Source organism: Orbus hercynius, from assembly GCF_003634275.1.
Classification (GTDB): domain Bacteria; phylum Pseudomonadota; class Gammaproteobacteria; order Enterobacterales; family Orbaceae; genus Orbus; species Orbus hercynius.
Genome location: NZ_RBWY01000001.1, coordinates 359,160 through 378,033, shown reverse-complemented (window position 1 = coordinate 378,033; position 18,874 = coordinate 359,160). Strand labels below are relative to the sequence as shown.

14 protein-coding genes and 2 tRNA genes are annotated in these 18,874 nt (G+C 37.8%); 7 read left to right on the top strand and 9 right to left on the bottom strand.

Annotated features, from left to right (window positions below; genetic code table 11):
• The first annotated feature begins 156 nt into the window (after positions 1 to 156).
• Positions 157 to 1,269 (top strand): YcbX family protein, encoded by a 1,113-nt coding sequence (locus DES39_RS01870; protein WP_121144069.1) that lies wholly within the window; start codon positions 157 to 159, stop codon positions 1,267 to 1,269.
• A 60-nt stretch (positions 1,270 to 1,329) separates the two neighbouring features.
• On the opposite strand, the gene DES39_RS01865 is transcribed toward DES39_RS01870, so the two are convergent.
• Both DES39_RS01865 and ilvC read right to left on the bottom strand, forming a co-directional pair.
• Complete coding sequence (locus tag DES39_RS01865) at positions 1,330 to 1,917, bottom strand: cell division protein ZapC domain-containing protein (protein WP_121144751.1); 588 nt, start codon at positions 1,915 to 1,917, stop codon at positions 1,330 to 1,332.
• Positions 1,918 to 2,429: 512 nt separating this feature from the next.
• The gene (gene ilvC / locus DES39_RS01860; protein ID WP_121144750.1) at positions 2,430 to 3,908 is read right to left on the bottom strand and encodes a ketol-acid reductoisomerase; all 1,479 of its coding nucleotides are present in this window, start codon (positions 3,906 to 3,908) and stop codon (positions 2,430 to 2,432) included.
• A gap of 153 nt (positions 3,909 to 4,061) precedes the next feature.
• On the opposite strand from ilvC, the gene ilvY reads away from it, so the two are divergent.
• Both ilvY and DES39_RS01850 read left to right on the top strand, forming a co-directional pair.
• The gene (gene ilvY / locus DES39_RS01855; RefSeq protein WP_121144068.1) at positions 4,062 to 4,943 is read left to right on the top strand and encodes an HTH-type transcriptional activator IlvY; all 882 of its coding nucleotides are present in this window, start codon (positions 4,062 to 4,064) and stop codon (positions 4,941 to 4,943) included.
• Positions 4,944 to 5,255: 312 nt separating this feature from the next.
• Positions 5,256 to 5,660: a GyrI-like domain-containing protein gene (locus tag DES39_RS01850; RefSeq protein WP_211324584.1), complete on the top strand. Its 405-nt coding sequence runs from the start codon at positions 5,256 to 5,258 to the stop codon at positions 5,658 to 5,660.
• Between the two features lie 145 nt (positions 5,661 to 5,805).
• Here the strand turns inward: DES39_RS01850 and DES39_RS01845 are convergent, their stop codons facing one another.
• A complete protein-coding gene (locus DES39_RS01845; protein ID WP_121144066.1) occupies positions 5,806 to 7,248 on the bottom strand; it encodes a pyridoxal phosphate-dependent decarboxylase family protein in 1,443 nt (480 codons plus the stop codon).
• Between the two features lie 11 nt (positions 7,249 to 7,259).
• Entirely contained in the window at positions 7,260 to 8,609 is a 1,350-nt protein-coding gene (locus DES39_RS01840; RefSeq protein WP_121144065.1) for a diaminobutyrate--2-oxoglutarate transaminase family protein, read from the bottom strand.
• A gap of 575 nt (positions 8,610 to 9,184) precedes the next feature.
• Here DES39_RS01840 and DES39_RS01835 point away from each other — a divergent pair.
• From DES39_RS01835 to DES39_RS01820, 4 genes are all read left to right on the top strand, one after another.
• Positions 9,185 to 9,271 (top strand) — tRNA-Leu (locus DES39_RS01835).
• 16 nt (positions 9,272 to 9,287) lie between these two features.
• Positions 9,288 to 9,363: transfer RNA gene (locus DES39_RS01830), tRNA-Gly, on the top strand.
• Positions 9,364 to 10,023: 660 nt separating this feature from the next.
• Complete coding sequence (locus DES39_RS01825) at positions 10,024 to 11,214, top strand: NADH-dependent flavin oxidoreductase (protein ID WP_121144064.1); 1,191 nt, start codon at positions 10,024 to 10,026, stop codon at positions 11,212 to 11,214.
• 63 nt (positions 11,215 to 11,277) lie between these two features.
• Positions 11,278 to 12,180: a LysR family transcriptional regulator gene (locus DES39_RS01820; protein WP_121144063.1), complete on the top strand. Its 903-nt coding sequence runs from the start codon at positions 11,278 to 11,280 to the stop codon at positions 12,178 to 12,180.
• 452 nt (positions 12,181 to 12,632) lie between these two features.
• Here DES39_RS01820 and DES39_RS01815 read toward each other — a convergent pair whose 3' ends face one another.
• The 5 genes from DES39_RS01815 to DES39_RS01795 form a co-directional block, all read right to left on the bottom strand.
• On the bottom strand, positions 12,633 to 13,649 hold the full coding sequence (locus DES39_RS01815; RefSeq protein ID WP_121144062.1) for a CAP-Gly protein: 1,017 nt from the start codon (positions 13,647 to 13,649) through the stop codon (positions 12,633 to 12,635).
• Positions 13,650 to 13,847: 198 nt separating this feature from the next.
• On the bottom strand, positions 13,848 to 14,747 hold the full coding sequence (locus DES39_RS01810; RefSeq protein ID WP_121144061.1) for an SDR family oxidoreductase: 900 nt from the start codon (positions 14,745 to 14,747) through the stop codon (positions 13,848 to 13,850).
• Between the two features lie 832 nt (positions 14,748 to 15,579).
• Positions 15,580 to 18,378, bottom strand: coding sequence for a LamG-like jellyroll fold domain-containing protein (locus DES39_RS01805; RefSeq protein ID WP_121144060.1), 2,799 nt, complete (start codon positions 18,376 to 18,378; stop codon positions 15,580 to 15,582).
• The gene (locus tag DES39_RS01800) at positions 18,368 to 18,631 is read right to left on the bottom strand and encodes a hypothetical protein (protein ID WP_211324583.1); all 264 of its coding nucleotides are present in this window, start codon (positions 18,629 to 18,631) and stop codon (positions 18,368 to 18,370) included. Before DES39_RS01800 ends, DES39_RS01805 begins: the two co-directional genes overlap by 11 nt.
• Positions 18,628 to 18,870 carry a hypothetical protein gene (locus DES39_RS01795; protein ID WP_121144059.1) on the bottom strand — a complete coding sequence of 81 codons (243 nt, stop codon included), beginning with the start codon at positions 18,868 to 18,870 and terminating at the stop codon, positions 18,628 to 18,630. Before DES39_RS01795 ends, DES39_RS01800 begins: the two co-directional genes overlap by 4 nt.
• Positions 18,871 to 18,874 lie beyond the last annotated feature (4 nt).

The window sequence follows — 18,874 nt, the reverse complement described above, 5'->3', positions numbered from 1 at the left end:
CGATGAGCAGATTCGGTAATAAGCCTATTCACTAGGCTTATTATCTCTTCGCTCCAGATAAGTATCGCATGTGTCATCGCAACAAAAAATCCCCCCATATATCTCATCACAAATTAGCGTTATAATAGCAATCTAATTTTCAACTATGTAAATATTATGGTCTTTGTTAAGCAACTTTATATCCATCCCGTAAAATCGATGCAAGGTATCGCACTTGACGAGAGTGAAGTACAGGCTTGTGGACTGCGATATGATCGCATTTTTATGGTTACCGAGCCTGATAGTACCTTTATTACCGCCCGTGAAATGCCGCAACTGTTACAATTAAAAACGGCTATTCATGACCAAGGTATTACTATTTACTTCAGCGACCAACAAAGCATACTGGTTAACTACGCTGATTTTTCGCTTAACAATGAACCGACCGTCGTTTGGGGAAACCAATTTACGGCGTATATTGCATCGATTAATGTCAATCGGTTTTTAAGTGAATTTTTACATCGAGATGTGCAGCTACGTTGGATTGGCACACAGAGTGATCGCGTCGTTAAGCGGTACCCCAATACGCCGTTGGCTTTTGCCGATGCTTATCCCTATTTACTGATCAATACCGCTTCTTTCCAATATTTACAGCAACAATGCCCAGAAAGACTAACCATTGAACAATTTAGAGGCAATATTATTATCGATGGTGCTTTACCATTTGCCGAGGATGGCTGGAAAACCATTAAAATCGGTGACATTATTTTTGATGTGGTAAAGGCATGTAGCCGCTGCGGTATGACGCGTGTCAATTTGAATACTCACCAATACTTGCCAGATAATGAACCGCTCAAAACGCTACGCTACTTTAGGCAAGATGAGCAAGGCGAAATCGATTTTGGTATGAATATGATTGCCCGTAATACCGGTCATATCAACATTAACGATAAAATAGAAGTATTAGTGCGTCAAACGAGTAAACGCTATATTAAATCGTTTCCTAAAGAAACGCTCATCGCAACTAAACCATGTCAAATCACGGTCGAATCAACCACATTTACCGGTAATAATAAACTGTCGATTTTAGAGCAGTTAGAACAAAACGGCATACCGATGCCCTACTCTTGCCGCGCTGGCGTGTGTGGACGTTGTCAGGTGGTATTAGAGGAAGGGGAAGTCACACCGATGACTCAATCTTCGATCAGACGTAATAATCGAATTTTGGCTTGTAGCTGCATACCAAAATCGGCCAATCTAACGTTGAAACTCTCGCGTCATAAATCTTAATTGAAAAAAATAGTCGGTGCCCTGCCGGCTATTATTGTGCAAAGTGAATTATCGCACCTATTACGAACAGACTTGATAAAGTAAATCCATCACCGCCTCTTCATCCCCGCCATCATCATCGTTGTCATTAACGATTTGGTGATTTTTCGATGCTAAGCGATCATTCATCACTTTCACCACTTCAGCGATAGTAAAACTTTTACCGGCCATATTTACATTAGGCTCAGCAATCAAACAGAGTGAAGCCATCTCGCTGGCCTCAACCACCAATAAATTGATGCGTTGATGACCGCCTTGAATCTGCGCTTCAACCAATTCCCCAAGCACCGGCGTAAATAACATTGGCTGCTGAACAAAATACCAACTTTTTGGCATTTGAGGCTTTAAAAAATTAGCAGCAATAATCGCATTTAACACTAGTTCAACTTTTTGTGGTTCAGATAAACTGAGCGATACGCAGCTTTCATAAAATTGATAATAAGCAGAAGCATCATCGACTGAGAATGGAAAAGCGCGAAAGGCATCGGGTGTTAACATTTTCGACGGATAACGGGAACGGAACACCATATCGTTTGCAATTTCTAGCATCAAACAATCATATTGGTTATCAAAATACCAACGCCAGTTGTCGCTCGGTCTCATTGTTATTTTTTTTCTCATTCCATTACCTTGAACACGTTAGAGTGTTTACTGAGCAATGATAACAAACTCCTGATAAAAAACAACCTAAAACATCAATTATTTTCTAGCTAATTATATAATTTTTAAAAGATTAATTTCAAATTATCGCGATCCTTTTGATCTAAATTTAGATCAAAATGAATATCATCGATCCGAACTTGAGATCGTGACATAACATTTGAATAACGATAACTCAATTCATCTCTATGATAACGAAAAACATCAATATTGCTGATTATTGAGCCTAGCTCAAGTACTGAAAGGCATAAATATAGGGACTTTATCGTTCAAGTTGATAAGATTTCGTCAAATTAACTACGCTAATGCGAATCTGCCCCTGAGATCATAATTGACTTATTTACTCAGGCTTATCGGCTCATTGTTGCCAAGTTGCCTATCAATGACGACAACATATTCTCGCCAATAAAAAAGGGCGCCTAAGCACCCTCTTTTTTCACTTAATCATTACAAAGTAATAATTAACCTGCTACATTGATTTTTTTCATATCTTTCATATAACTACGTAATGTATGACCAATTTTTTCAATTGGATGGTTACGAATTGCTTCGTTCACATCACGTAATTGCGCATTATCAACGCTACCTTCAGGGATCGCTTTACCTAAATCGCCTGTTTGTAATAGTGGCATGAATTTTTCTCTTAATAGTGGCACCGCAACATTAGAGAATAAATAGTTACCATATTCAGCCGTATCAGAGATAACCACGTTCATTTCATATAAACGTTTACGCGCAATGGTATTGGCGATTAATGGTAACTCGTGTAGTGATTCATAGTACGCTGACTCTTCAAGAATACCTGCTTCAACCATCGTTTCAAATGCAAGCTCAACACCCGCTTTAACCATCGCGATCATAACAACGCCTTGATCAAAATACGTTTGCTCTTCGATCTTACCTTGATATTCCGCTGCTTTCTCAAAACCAGTTTCACCCGTTTCTTTACGCCAAGTTAATAGATTTACATCATCATTTGCCCAGTCAGCCATCATTGTTGATGAGAAATGACCGGAAATAATGTCATCCATGTGCTTACGATAAAGATCTGACATTAAAACTTTTAACTCTTCAGCTAACGCATTAGCACGTAATTTTGCTGGATTTGATAAACGATCCATCATTAACGTGATACCACCTTGTTTTAATGCTTCGGTGATCGTTTCCCAACCAAACTGTAATAATTTGCACGCATACGCTGGATCCACACCTTCTGATACGAGCTTATCAAAGCATAATAATGATCCAGTTTGTAACATACCACATAAAATCGTTTGTTCACCCATCAAGTCAGATTTTACTTCTGCAACGAATGATGACTCTAACACGCCCGCACGATGTCCGCCGGTTGCCGCAGCCCACGCTTTAGCAATCGCTAAACCTTCACCTTTGGGATCGTTAGCCGGATGAACGGCGATAAGCGTTGGTACGCCAAAGCCACGTTTATATTCTTCACGTACTTCAGTACCAGGGCATTTTGGTGCAACCATCACAACGGTAATATCAGCACGAATTTGTTCACCGACTTCAACAATATTAAAGCCATGTGAATAACCTAATGCTGCACCTTTTTTCATTAAAGGTTGAACTGCTTTAACCACCGCTGAGTGTTGTTTATCTGGCGTTAAGTTAATAACAAGATCAGCAGTAGGAATAAGATCTTCGTAGCTGCCAACTTTGAAACCGTTTTCTGTCGCTTTTTTCCATGAAGCACGTTTTTCAGCAATTGCTTCTTTACGTAATGTATAAGCAATATCAAGGCCTGAATCACGCATATTAAGACCTTGGTTTAAACCTTGTGCTCCACAACCAACAATCACAATTTTTTTGCCTTTTAGGAAATCGGCTTCTTGGGCAAATTCGCTACGATCCATAAAACGACATTTACCTAACTGTGCTAACTTTTCACGCCAGCTTAATGTATTGAAATAATTTGACATTCTGTTTTCCTCTATAAATAAAATTGCAATATCAACATGTAGTGCGTCTAAATCATCATGTTGACTACTATACTTTATTTTTTTTATTGCTAAAATTGATATATTCAGAACATTATGTTGCATATTTTGCAACATTAATTTGAGATTAGCATAATGGATATACGTGATTTAAAAATATTTTTAAACTTATGTGAAACTAACCACTTCGGTTTAACCGCCAAAACCATGCACCTTACCCCATCGACGTTATCACGTTTAATTCAGCGTCTTGAAGAGAGCGTGGGTCAAGCGCTATTTATTCGTGATAATCGCTCAGTACAAATGACAGAAGCGGGCCAACAGCTCAAAGTCTTTGCTAAACAAGTGTTATCCGATTATCAGCAGCTCCAACAAAATATCACGCAATCGAGCCATCAGCTCATCGGTGAACTGAGTTTATTTTGCTCAGTTACCGCCGCTTACAGCCATCTCCCCGATATTTTAGATAAATTTCGGGTACTTTATCCTTTAGTCGAAATCAAACTTACTACCGGCGACGCTGCTGATGCCGTGAGTAAAATTCAATCGAATGAAGCCGATTTAGCGATTGCCGGTCGCCCCAAACAATTACCGTCAAGCGTTGAATTTGTTAAAGTGGGCGAAATCGACATGGTGCTGTTAATCCCCAGATTACGTAGCACTTTTAGTGATAAACTTCATCAAAAACAGCCAGATTGGCAGCATATTCCGTTTATTTTACCGGAACATGGTCCAAGTCGGCACCGTATCGATCAATGGTTTAAACACAATAAAATTCACTCGCCTAAAATCTATGCAACGGTTGCCGGGCACGAAGCGATTGTTTCAATGGTTGCGTTAGGATGCGGCGTGGCTCTATTACCTAAAGTGGTTATGGAAAATAGCCCAGAGCGCATCCGTGAACGGATTATTGAATGGCCATCAAGTTTAATTGAGCCATTTGATATCGGAATTTGTGCACAAAAAAGACGTTTATCCGAAAAAGTCATCGCTGCATTTTGGCAACTGGCTAATTAAACTAGATAGGAAAAAATACAGTGCCGACAAGCATGAAAGCACGATCAATCTTGCTCGGAGTATAATATATATAAATGTATAACCATTAGCATAACGTAGCATTCGGTAGCGGATAAGTCATTATTTAACCACCTCATTATAGGTTTGATTATTAATAATTTTATTATGTTATCAACACGATTACGACAAAGTTATTAAAGCTATTTGTGCATAAAATAATGATTATTATGCTAATATTACCTAGGATACTTAATCAAGCAACAACGGGTATACGGTATCAGCGAATAATTCACTTTATTAGAGGACATCTCCATGTTTTTTGCTGTCAATTCTGTTAGAACAAATAACTTCACTGATGAAAATATGATTGATAAAATTAAAGCATTGTGGCAAGAGGCACAAACTAAAATCACTAACGATACGGGTTGTGTATATGGAATTTATCACCATTATCAAAATGATTACCGTGGTGATTACACGTTATCAATCGCTGTCGATCATCCGATTGACCATTTTAGCGCGCTAATTACGCCAAATCCGATCGATAATTATGTGGTGTTCGCTGTGAATGATGATCATGAAGATAAAATCTACCAAACATGGCAACATATTTGGGGATTAGAGCAAGAGGGTAAACTCCTACGCGCTTATGATGTGGATTTTGAGAAATATTATCCTGATGGCCGAGTTGAAATTTATATCAGCATCTTAAACTAAATCATGATTGGCGAATAAGCAAAATTTGTTGATAACAATCGCTAAATAGTCATAACAAAATAGCAATATCGTGCCACTGCAATCTTAGGCACTCAGTCTATCACTAAATAGACTGAGTGGTGTTAGCTTAAAAACCAAATAGCATCTAGCAACGCGTTAATAATCGCTCGATTGTCGCAAGCAATGCTTTTACGTGCTCAAACTGAGTATGAGGGTTGAGCAACGTCAACTTAAGCGTGGTTTCCCCCTCACGACGCGTGATACCTAAATTAGCTCGGCCTTCATCAAATAGTAACTGGGCGATAAACCGATGAACTTGAGTGCTATCTTTATCACCTAATGCGTGCTTTTTGATCCGAAATAACACACTAGCAATTTGGGTTGAATTAACCAATTCAAATTTATCGGATTGGTCAATATAAGCCGCAACTTGCTGCGCCAAATCAATGGAGTAATCAACCATGTTAGCGTATTGCTCGGCACCGATACTACGAAAACTCATCCATAGTTTTAGTGCATCAAAGCGCCGCGTCGTTTGAATCGATTTACTCACCAAATTAGGCACCCCCTCTAGCTCATCTTCGATTGGGTTAAGGTAATCATCATGTCGTCGGATTAGCTCATAATTAGCCGCATCTTTTAACACAAAAGCGCCACAGCTTATCGTTTGTAAAAACTGCTTATGGAAATCAAGCGCAATCGAATCGGCTAATTCAATTCCTTGCAAGCGATCGCGATATCGCTGAGAAAACAGTAAAATCCCCCCCCAAGCTGCATCGATATGTAACCAAACCTCGAACTGCTTTGCCAGACTAGCAATCGCCGACAGATCGTCAATCGCACCAGTATCGGTTGTGCCGGCTGTCGCGACAATGGCAAATGCCTTTTTGCCTTGCAACGCTAAATCACGTAACGTAGCCGCTAACGCATCAACGACAATGCGGCCACCATGATCACACGCAATCGTGACTACCGCGCTGTCATCAAAACCCAATAACAACATTGATTGCTGCACCGAAAAATGCGCTTGCTCAGAACACAGCACAACTAAGTCGTGCTTTTGATAAGTCGGATAATGCTTTAAGCAATACTCACGAGCCAACAATAAGCCCATAAAGTTACTTTGCGTTCCGCCACTGGTAAATATTCCCGCATCACCAGCTGCATAACCAATATGTTGACGTAGCTGGGTAATAATATGCTCTTCAAATAATGTTGCTGAGGGACTTTGATCCCATGAATCCATTGACTGATTAGCGACATTAATTAGCACTTCTGCCAGCTGAGACGCTAACGTTGTTGGGCAGTGTAAATGCGCCGAGCACAGTGGATGATGAACTTGTAGCGCATGTTGTAAAAAATACTCATTTGCTTCTTGTAGCGCCCGCCTGTCACCAACGCCTTTAGCTGGTATCATTTCGATATGATTAAGTTGATCTCGCAGCGTTTGTATCGGCATGCCATCAAACATTTTATCAACCGTTAGCCAATCGGCCGCGACATCTACCGCTTGCTTCATCAAAGTGCGGTATTGCTCCGCACCCTCTTGACCTATCGATGTAACGCCCACTACTTTATTTTTTTGCATGATATGTCCTCTTACTTTGTCACCGCAGTTAACGCGGTTTCTAAGCGAGTCAAAATTTGATTTACCTCATCAAGCGTTAAAGTGAGCGGCGGGAGGAATCTCAATACCGAGCCATGTCGGCCACCGCGTTCAGCAATTAAGCCGGCCTGAAAACACGCTTTTTGTAACGCTACCGATAATTCTGGCGCGTAAGGTAAACTACCGAGCATATCCGGCTTACCTTTAGCATCGACAATTTCAATGCCCAGCATTAAGCCGCGTCCACGCACCTCGCCAATGCAGGCAAAGCGTTGTTGTAATTGGAGTAAGCCCGCTTTTAGTGCTTGACCTGCAATATTCACATTCTCTTGCACACCTTGCTGAGTAATCATATCAAGCGTGGCAAGGCCAGTTGCCATCGCTAACTGATTACCACGAAATGTTCCCGTATGAGCACCTGGGGCCCAAACATCGAGTTCAGCGCGATAAGCAACTAATGACATTGGTAAACCGCCACCAATCGCCTTGGACATCACAATCATATCGGGAACAATACCGGATTGGTCAAAGGCAAAAAATTCACCACTACGACCGATACCGGCTTGTACTTCATCTAAAATCAAAATAATTCCATGTCGCTTAGTGACTTCACGAACACGTTTTAACCATTGAACCGGAGCGGGAATTACACCACCTTCACCTTGAATTGCCTCTAAAATAACTGCAGCAGGTTTAGTTACTCCACTTTCAACATCATCTAAAAACCGCTCAAATAAATTAGCCAATGCCATTTCACCCAGTTCACCACCAAGTCCCAATGGGCAGCGATAAGCATATGGATAAGGCATAAACTGAACATAAGGCATCAAACCATGAATAGGAGATTTAGCACCTAAGTTACCAGTCGCACTTAACGTGCCATTAGTCATACCATGATAGCCACCCGTAAAACTAATAATAGGAGCTCGTCCTGTTACCGTTTTAGCCAGTTTAAAAGCGGCTTCATTGGCATCAGCACCAGTTGGACCACAAAATTGCAAACGCCAATCATCAGCACGACCTGGTAATAGATTAAGCACAGTATGAGAAAATTGATCTTTTAGCGGGGTGGTTAAATCCAATGTATGCAACGGTAGTTGGCTCTCTAGTACTTGTTTAATTGCACTAATAACACTTGGGTGATTATGCCCTAACGCTAACGTGCCAGCGCCAGCTAGGCAATCTAAATATTTTTTACCCTCAACATCTTCGAGCCAAGCGCCTTGCGCTGATTTAATCGAGATTGGAAATTTACGAGGATAACTTCGTGCATTTGATTCGAAGTGTGATTGTCGATCTAGATAATATTGATTATCAAATGAAGATAATTGTGTTGTTCCCATGTCAAACCCTCTGTTTAAAAAGTTCTACTGTGGAAATAAAAGTAACGTTGCTATTGAATTCTAACTATCCACCTAATGATACATTGTATTAGATTTATTTAGGCAATAAATCTAACTTGGATTCAATTTTCCTTGTTCTTTTAATCTAACAGTAATTTTTTGGTTATCAATGCCAAGATAATACACCTAATAATGTAATATCTATTGGCCCTCCGGTTAAAAAAATTTAATATATTTCCGCTAAATGTTAGCGCGCCAATTCTGCCCCATAAATTATAAATTTGCAACGAAATAATCCTCATCGCAAAAGAATTTTCCCGCAATGAGGATTTAAACAAAATCCCCCCATACTTTTTACACGTACCTTAAAGCGAATAAAACAGCGCCCTAAGTAAGTAACTCATTGACGCCTAAATTTTATATCAAAATTGATTAAATATTGTAAAATCAATATCAAAATAACTAAAGATTAAGCAATCAGGAGATTTATTTCAAAATTTTTATTGACTGAATTGATAAGATGGGTAAAATGCTCAGCATTCAAATCGTGATTAGTTTGATAAATTACGTTTTGAGCCCGGGTGGTGAAATCGGTAGACACAAGGGATTTAAAATCCCTCGGCCTTTGGGCCGTGCGAGTTCAAGTCTCGCCCCGGGCACCATTTATCTTATCTCTATGCGGGAATAGCTCAGTTGGTAGAGCGCAACCTTGCCAAGGTTGAGGTCGCGAGTTCGAACCTCGTTTCCCGCTCCAATTTATTAATATGGACTACTTAGTAATATCTACAACATTCATATAATTAATCCATTACGTTTGTTATTTTTCCAAATAAAGCATTGAAGTATACTAAAATTAATGTCGCGTAAGCACATCATTTTTCAATTTGATTAATTCGGTACTCATTCTCTTATTGAGTCTGATTTATACGATATTTTAGATAAAATCATTGCTACGTTTGGATCATGTTTAAAGCGCATCGCCTTTACCAATAACCACAGCGCACATACTGGATTACCCCATTTACGCCTGTAGTCTTATTATTTTCAAGTGCGCACACTGGGAGTTTGGCTGATGTTTCTAGCCTGACTACGGTGAAGCGAAAAGCGGTTTGGTTAGCCGGTAAAAACATCTACAACTCCTTATGCTTTATACCATGTATTCATATTTTTAAGAATATTGTGATACTAGAATAATCACAGTTATGCTAAATGATACAATCTCACCAGTTTTACCATTACTCGTCGTTTAATCTGATTATTAAACATTAATCTTGCCCTCTTATCTTAAGCCGCGATTGATTTTGTTATAGCCTATTTGGAATAAGTCTTATGCCTTTTAACCTATTTTTATTTTTAATATTTATCAGCATAATGCGCTATATATCATTTTTAAAATTTACAAGCAGGAAGAGAAATGGATAAGATAAATTTATTATCAAGCTATACATTTAGTAATGGTTTCGTTGTCAAAAATCGAATCGTTATGGCACCGATGACAACTATGAGTAGTTTTTATAATGGTCAAATCACTGAAGATGAACTTAAATATTATCAATTACGTGCAGGGGGACCGGGTATGCTTATTACTGGCGTTGCATATATTACAGAGCAAGGCAAAGGATTTGAAGGGCAATTAGGTGCTTCATCACTGCAACATCTATCAGGATTAACCAAACTTGCCAAAACAATTAAACAAAATGGGACCAAAGCGATTTTACAGATTTTTCATGCTGGCAGAATGAGTAATAGTAAAGTGCTACGTGGAATAAATACGGTGAGTGCAAGTGATGTTGCTGCATTGAGACCGGATGCGGAAAAACCAAAAGCATTATCAGAAAATGAAATTCTAACCATTATTGAAGATTTTGCTAATGCAACACATTTAGCAATACAAGCCGGATTTGATGGTATTGAATTACACGGCGCTAATACCTATTTATTGCAACAATTTTTTTCTCCTCATTCTAATCGACGTACTGATCAGTGGGGAGGTGATTTATCGAAGCGAATGAAGTTTCCACTAGCCGTGATCAAAAAAATTAAAACCATGATCAATACTACAGCAAAACAACCATTTTTATTAGGTTATCGCCTTTCACCTGAAGAATTTGAGACTCCTGGAATAAGATTACAAGATACCTTAACCTTTGTTGATAAACTCGCTACATCTGGTATTGATTATTTACATACTTCGATTGGTCATATATGGCGCCAACCGATAGGTGAGCATTTAGATTCATCTCCGATTATCTTACAGATGCTTAATGTTATTAATAATCGTATTCCATTAATTGGTGGTGGTTCAGTTCAAACACCAGATGAAGTCACTAATATTTTGAATAAAGGTATTCCACTCGTTGCATTGGGACGTGAATTAATTCGTGAGCCTAAGTGGGTACAAAAAGTAGAAAACGATGACGCACAAAGTATTCGTTATCGCCTTTCAAAAGCAGAAATGGATGAGTTAGCTATTCCTCCCGCTATGCAAATATATCTTAACGAGTCATTTCGTGACGTAATGGATTTTACTACGGATACCTCTTTATCAACTAATCGCTATCTCAATCAAATCGCACCAATGGAAGGCTATGAAAAGAAACTTTAAAAATCTTTTACTCAGCTAAAATATATTTTATCATAGCAAATAATACTAGTATGTGATTAGTCCATGTTAAAAAATATAAATGATTTAGTTATGTTAATTGCAGTAGCTGAAAGTAAAAGTTTTTCAGCTACTGCAAGGCTACACAATATTTCACCGGCGACATTAAGCAAACAAATTGCAAGAATTGAAAAAGAGCTTGATGTACAACTTTTTAAACGACATACTCGTTTTCTTGAGATCACTGATGAGGGTAAGCTGTTTGTTGAGAGTGTGCGTAATGCATTAGATATCCTAAATGAAGCAGAAACTCAGATTAAGCATTGTGATAAACTCAGTGGCTCAATAAACATTACTGCGCCTTTATTATTGGGACACCATTATATTGCGCCAATTATTGCTTCTTTTCATACGATGTACCCTCTACTTCGGGTTAACTTACGACTAACCGATCATATTATTGATCTATACTCTCAAGGCATTGATGTCGCAATTCGAGTTGGTAAGCTTGTTGACTCCAATCTTATAGCAAAGCACTTATCGACTAATCGACGTATTTTAGTCGCCTCACCTCAATATTTGGCAAAAAATCAAGCATTAACTCACCCAAAACAATTATCAACTCATCAATGTTTACTCTTCTCTTATCCTGGTTATCGGCAAGATAAATGGGTACTACACCATAAACAGGCTGATCATAAACCAGAAAAAATTTCTGTAAATGGCCACTTAAGTAGTGATAGTGGTGAAGTATTGAAGCAATGGTGCTTATTTGGTAAAGGCATTGCTTTACGGGAAACATGGGAAGTCACCAAAGAGATTCAAGAAAAACGACTTATCCATTTATTGCCCGATTGGCAAGAACCTGGCGCCGCAATTAGTATATTATATCAACAACGTCAATATATTCCTCAAAGAGTCAGTGTTTTTATACAATATCTTACTGAGCACTGGAGTCAACGGATTTAGCTAAGCTTATAATGAATTTTAGTCTTCGTTTGCAAGATTCTGAAAATTTGGCTATAGAAAACTTAAACTATAGCGGCCCAAATCTAATCTGACAGTTACTCGTATAAGTACAATATCTGCCAGATTAAAAGTGGGTTGACGATTTTCTATTACGTGATTTTATTGATTAAATACTATTTTCATAAGAGTTTAACCATAATATATTTTCCCCTATAACAATAAAAGTATGACTTAATGTCCCCATTCTCGCGCAGGTTTTAGTGCGCTTCGGTTAAATGGAATAAACTGATTTTATGTGTAATGATTGGATGTTCAAAGGGGGGGATATTAAATCGCCCCCACTAGGGGGCGATTTAACACTTGAAGATAGGGAGCTATGATATAAATCGCACCAGAGTTTAATAAACACAGCGCGTTAATCAAATCCTATCACATGAAATACAAATATATAGTTACTTTAACAGACACGAAGAGTGACGCACACCTAAACAACCGCCAAAAGCACTCAATACCGCACCAAGTAAGAATGCAAAGAAGGCCCAAAGCGTTAATTTAGCTGTTTGAGAAGCAATTTGGTCCGCTTTTTCTTTTGCTTGTTCTTTTAATTGATTATAGTCTGTTTTCGCTTTTTCAAGTGCTTGCTCAGCATCATTTAATCGATTTTTTACAGTGTCTTGAATATTTTTTCTCGCAGTCAGATAATTATCCACGACTTTTGTTGCTTCTTGCTTATTCATATCAGTATTTTTTTCAATTGCTTCAATGATTGAATCTTTGTTTGTATCAGCAGTTAGATTATCAACACGTTTTTTTAGTTGTTTATCTAAGTTGGAAAGAATCTGATCAGCATCATTTGGATTCATCGCAATGCTTTTAACTGCATTATGGATATCTTTTGACGATTGAGTTAATTGATTTTGTAGATAATCAGGTTGTAAAGTATCAATACCTGTCTGTTTAAGTACAGTATTGATATTGTCTTTTACATCGATTTTATTGATATCGGTATTAATTTCAACATTTGAAAAAATATCCTTGATTGCATCGCCGGCACGATTAGCACTATGTCCAATAATCGATCCCGTATTTGATGCAATATTTCCAACCGCTGAGCCAGTAGTACTAATTACACTCCCCGCCATTTTTGCCATTCCAATACCAAGCACCGCTGAAAAGATAGAATACACAACAAGTGTTGTTGCCCAAACTAAAAAGCCATGGATCAACCCAGTATTAGCCGCTAATCTCCCTGCAACATATCCACCTAGAAATAAGCTAATAATAAATGAGATAACGGTCCATATGATAAATGCAGTACCAATCCCGCTAAAAGGATCATTTGATTTAGGCTCAATCATTGCCAATCCCATACTAGCGCCTAATAACGATAATAGCATTGATACGGCTATTACAGTAAAAAGCCCTGCAATGATGCTTCCCCAAGATATTTTTTTACACTCAACTACCATAATCATCTCCTCCATAAATATTTAAATAATTGATCTTTAAAAAATAGATAATATTTTAAAAGATTCCCTGAAAATTAACGCTCTTCTCGAACATGAAACAATGGGTAATATCCAACTAAATAATATTAAATCAATAGACTTCAGCCTATCTTTATCCTGTTGGGTATTATTTTATAACCGCTTATTACTGATACTTTATTATGCACAATGTGCGCCGCCAGTGACGCCAAAAACCTCAGCAGTAATATAGCTAGACTCTTGTGATGCTAAGTAAACATACAAACTGGATAATTCAACTGGCTGTCCACATCGCGCAAGAGGTGTACTCATACCAAACTCAGGAATTGCCGCTTGTGGCTGCCCCCCACAAACTTGCAGTGGCGTCCATACAGGTCCTGGTGCTATTGTGTTAACACGAATGCCTTTGGATGATATTTGTTTGGCTAATGCTCGACTAAAAGCAATAATGGCTGATTTGGTTGAAGCATAATCCAATAATATAGAGCTGGGCTGGTAAGCTTGTATTGATGAGGTAGTAATAATTGTGGCGCCTTTAGGAAGATAAGGTAACGCAGCTTTTACCGTCCAAAATAAAGAAAATACATTAATCGCAAACGTTTTCGATATCTGTTCAGTTGTGAGATTTAAAATATCATCCACCGCCTGCTGTTTACCTGCAACCAAGGCTAAAATATCTAATCCACCAAGTTTTTGATGAGCCGTTTCAACCATGATTTTATTGAATGACTCATCACTAAGATCACCTGGTATGAGAACGGCTTTGCGCCCTTCTGCTTCAATTATTTTAGCAACTTCTTTCGCGTCGCTTTCCTCAGCAGGTAAATAATTGATAGCAACATCAGCACCTTCTCTTGCATAAGCAATAGCAGCAGCTCGACCTATTCCCGAGTCACCACCAGTCACTAGCGCTTTACGCCCAGCCAATTTATTTGATCCCCGATAGCTTGTCTCGCCACAGTCAGGAATTGGCTGCATTTCCGATTGAATTCCTGGTGGTGACTGTGGTTGTTTAGGAAATTTATCATGAAAAAATTGAGTTTGAGGATCTTGCATTTCGTAGATATTTTTGCTAGACATAATATATACCTTTCAATGTTTTTTAGTGATTATGCAATTAACAGCGTTAAAGCTGAAAATAAATGCAAACTATATTTAACGCTATAAACCTTAAATATTATCGATAACACTCAGCTTATAGCGACATGAATACATTAATAACAATAGACAAAAAGGATAAATTCACATCAAAATAGCACTATAAACCTCACTCCAAGACAACGCGTTCCCAAAATAAATTGTTATACGTTGACTCCTAATACTGCGAGTAATAGTACAAAATAGAAATTTCTACATCTTACTTATTTAATAAATCAATAATTTTTAAATTCTGAGACGATGATTTCAACCATATTGGCTACACGAATACCCCTGATTATAATAAGCTGATTTTGACAATCAGTTACGCCATAATCAAAATGCATAGTCATATCATTTCGTTCAGTAAAAGAAGTTCTGTAATTATTTTTCTTCATAACTAACATCTCTGTTTTTCATTTTTCAATAGTAAATATAAATACTAAAAGAACTAGTAAACTAAATGGATTAATTATTAAGTCTATTTAACAGTAATTGAAACACATATATGAACAGCTTTCAGTCAACTTCGGGTTGTAAATCTATTTCGCAATATGATTGATACAAAAAGCCCAACTAAGACCTATGACAAAAAAAGATACAATGTACATTGTTACTAAAATGTACGTTTTGTTAACCTTAACAAGCTACCATTTTTTAAATGACAAAGCAAACGATTACCTAAAAAACTAACTCATTTAGATAACTAAAATGATGATTATGCTGATATGCAATCACACAGATTAACCTTATTTACGATGGAAAAGATCGCTCATTAGCCCATAACGTTAACTAAATGGCGATGTTTTTGATAACTTGTTAACCCATCACAAACCGCCTCAAGTTCGATAGTCATTTCAGATTCTGTCGGCTGATTATCAAAAGTTGGGCTAACATTAACAATCTGATAATCTTGAATATATTTACCAATACCAACGGTAAAAATAACAAAATTGATTAAACCAACGTATGGATACGAAGATGATTTATTTAATTGCGTGCCTAGTCCAATGGTTGGCGTCATTGTGGCAAGAAAAAATGAGCATACCTTCGTCATAACATTTTTTCCATTAATAAAAAATTTCAACATATTATCGGTTCGACTCATAGCAACATGGTAACACTTACCTGCCTCAAAAATAGTTGATGGACTACTGAACGAGTAACCAATATTGCTAATCCATAATGATAAAGCACCTGAGCTTGTTATCACAACTTGCCACGTTACTTTTGAACCATTAGATGAATAGCCATTGAAAAAATCGAAAATAACTTGATCTTGTTCCCCCATTTTTTCAGGTTTAATCGAAAACTCAATCGTAAAATCTCGATTACCTATTTCGAAATTTGATACATTAGATGTTGATAAATAACTATTTTCCCCAATTTTCAGGGAGCCTTTAGAAGATAATTCTAAATCAGTTACAAACGTACAACCATTATTTGTCCATATTGCTCCAGCCTCATCAAGCAGATTGTTTTCAAGTTTAAGAAATACCTTTACTGGCGATGAAGTTGTATTAATCCAAGAATAAGATGTATTATGAATATTGTTGGCTGAATGTAAAATATGATTATTTTTATCTAAAATGGTTAAGTTATAAGCCGTTGATGTATTGAGATCTACATTTGTATCGGTATGACCAAATGTCGTATCAATAAGTTTATCGGCTTGTAATAAACGGTTTCGACTCGCCCATGAAATATTCAATATCGATGAATTAATCTGCTTAGGATAAGCAATGCCATTAATTTTAAAATTACCCGGTGGATAAGGCCTAGCCTGCCTACCAACGCTTTTTAATAGTTGGGTTGGCGCTTTTGACTGTTCTAACTGCCCCATGCTGGTATTACTTAGAAGTTTAAATTCAATATCCAAATTCGAGTTATACTCGATGGTATCACTTGCTTCAAATCCATCATAAAACCAGATTATACTATTAGCAGAATGTTTGTGTGGCACGGTATCGACACACCCTCTGGAAATGGTTAATCGATTATTGGCAATATCAATATCATCAATACGCACGATTTCATCATTAATTATTGCCGCCATACCTTTTTCAACATCTTCTAGTAAAATACCATTCGTTATGGACACCGTTTTATCAAGATAACCTAAATCATTCTCGGTTATCGCTGTTGGGCACCAATCACCAACAGAATCTGTCAATGTGTAATGAATACTTCCTTTTACACGAGATGCCAAATTATAATTACGGCACGTTCCTTTCGGACTCGCAGCAATAACAAAGAAATAGCAACTCGTTCGATCTAATAACTCAAGATTAGCGGGGTCAATTAACCCCGCTAACTCTCGATAAGGTGCTTCAATAATTCTATACTGTTCAATAATAACCGGGATATTATCTGGATCCGTTTTTTCAATAGCAGGGATAGTATTTATTGACGCCTTAGGTAAACCATATAAATCTTGGATAGCGGCAATTTTTATCGTACCGTCAGTTAAAAAATTTTCTTCTGTCCGTTCAACACGAAGGATTGAATTGATATTGCGTTCAACGGAACGTAATATGAATGGATCACCAATGTCTAAATCAAATGCACGACGATCAAATGATAGATTATAGCGTTTTAAGCCACTAGTACGAATTTTGAGCTCTCGATGAGCCACACGATCAGCTAATTCACCGGTCGGTAATCCCTTAAAATCCATCGGCTGAACAGACTGCCCCCCTTGACTTTGCACCACCGCTAAATTAACAGCCATTGCTGGACGCTCTTTAAATGTTACTGCATCTTTATAAGTGACAACAACTTTAGACGGCACTGTTACATTGTTAAGCGAATCATAATCTAATTTTAATAGACCCGAATTTTCATCAAATATAGGCAAATTATCGACATTATAGTCATCACGTATCAATTTAATACTAATTAACCCATTACGCGAAGTAAATACTTTTGCACCAATATGATCGCATACTTGCTGCCGGAATGTTTTTAGCTCATCACTCACTTTCCATGCTAAACATAGCCCAAATCCTTCATCATAAAGTGTATCTGCAGCTTTTTTAAATGCAAGCTCATCTATTGCGGCGGTAGATAAGCCACTTCCCCAATCGATATCGGTATAACTTTCCCATAGCATATGAGCTGGATTCATTGCATAAATATTACCATCAGCCAATAAAATCAATGATTTTTCAGGATAAAATGGTGAAGTATAGCGCCTAACATCATAAGTCCAAGCTTTTGGATAAGGGTTTAGAGCTGTTAACTTACCATCATAAACAGTCGATACATATCCCCTATCTGCAGGAATATCACTCCCTAATAACCGTTGTAGTATGCCACTAGGCTGTTGATTATTACCCCCCCAACGAACCTCTAAACTCCCTTGAATCCCCCCCTCTGACTTTTCACCGCCAAATAGTCCTGGATGATTAATATAAACAGATTGGTTACCTTGAGTTTTTTTTATACGGCCATTAAATGCAACTTTATCACTTACTTTAATTTGAAAAATTTCATCTAATTTTAAGGCTATACCCGCTTTAAGCGTAGCATAATACCAATAACCTACCGTGACTTTTTTAGACTTACCGCCCATGATCAAACTCCTCTACCGCATTTTCTAACTGTTTAATAGAATAGGAAGAATGTTGTTCTTTAACATACTCAACCAAATGGATCGCCAAAGCATTACCTGTCGCAAGTAGAGCCTCAGCCTCAATACCTTGATGAACAAAAGCATCCCAATCGAGATTATATTGCTTAAAAAAAGCTCGACTACTACTCGCACAATAGCCCGGTCTGCCATTCCAAGCAGGGACGGTTCTTAAATCTTGGATCGTAATGATCATTTTTTACCGCCTCCCTTTGTTTTAATCGCTGACGTTCTAAAATTACCGCTCCACTCGACTTGCCAGTCGGATAATTCAACTTGACCAAACACAATGACTTTAGTTGCGCCATCTTGCACTTTAGGAAAAGATTCATCATTGAAAGTTTGCGGTTTGGGTTTTTGCGTTTTATTTGGCATTAACAGCGATGAAACCAATGAAATTGCCATCGATATTGCCGCCATAATTAAAAATTCCATAATG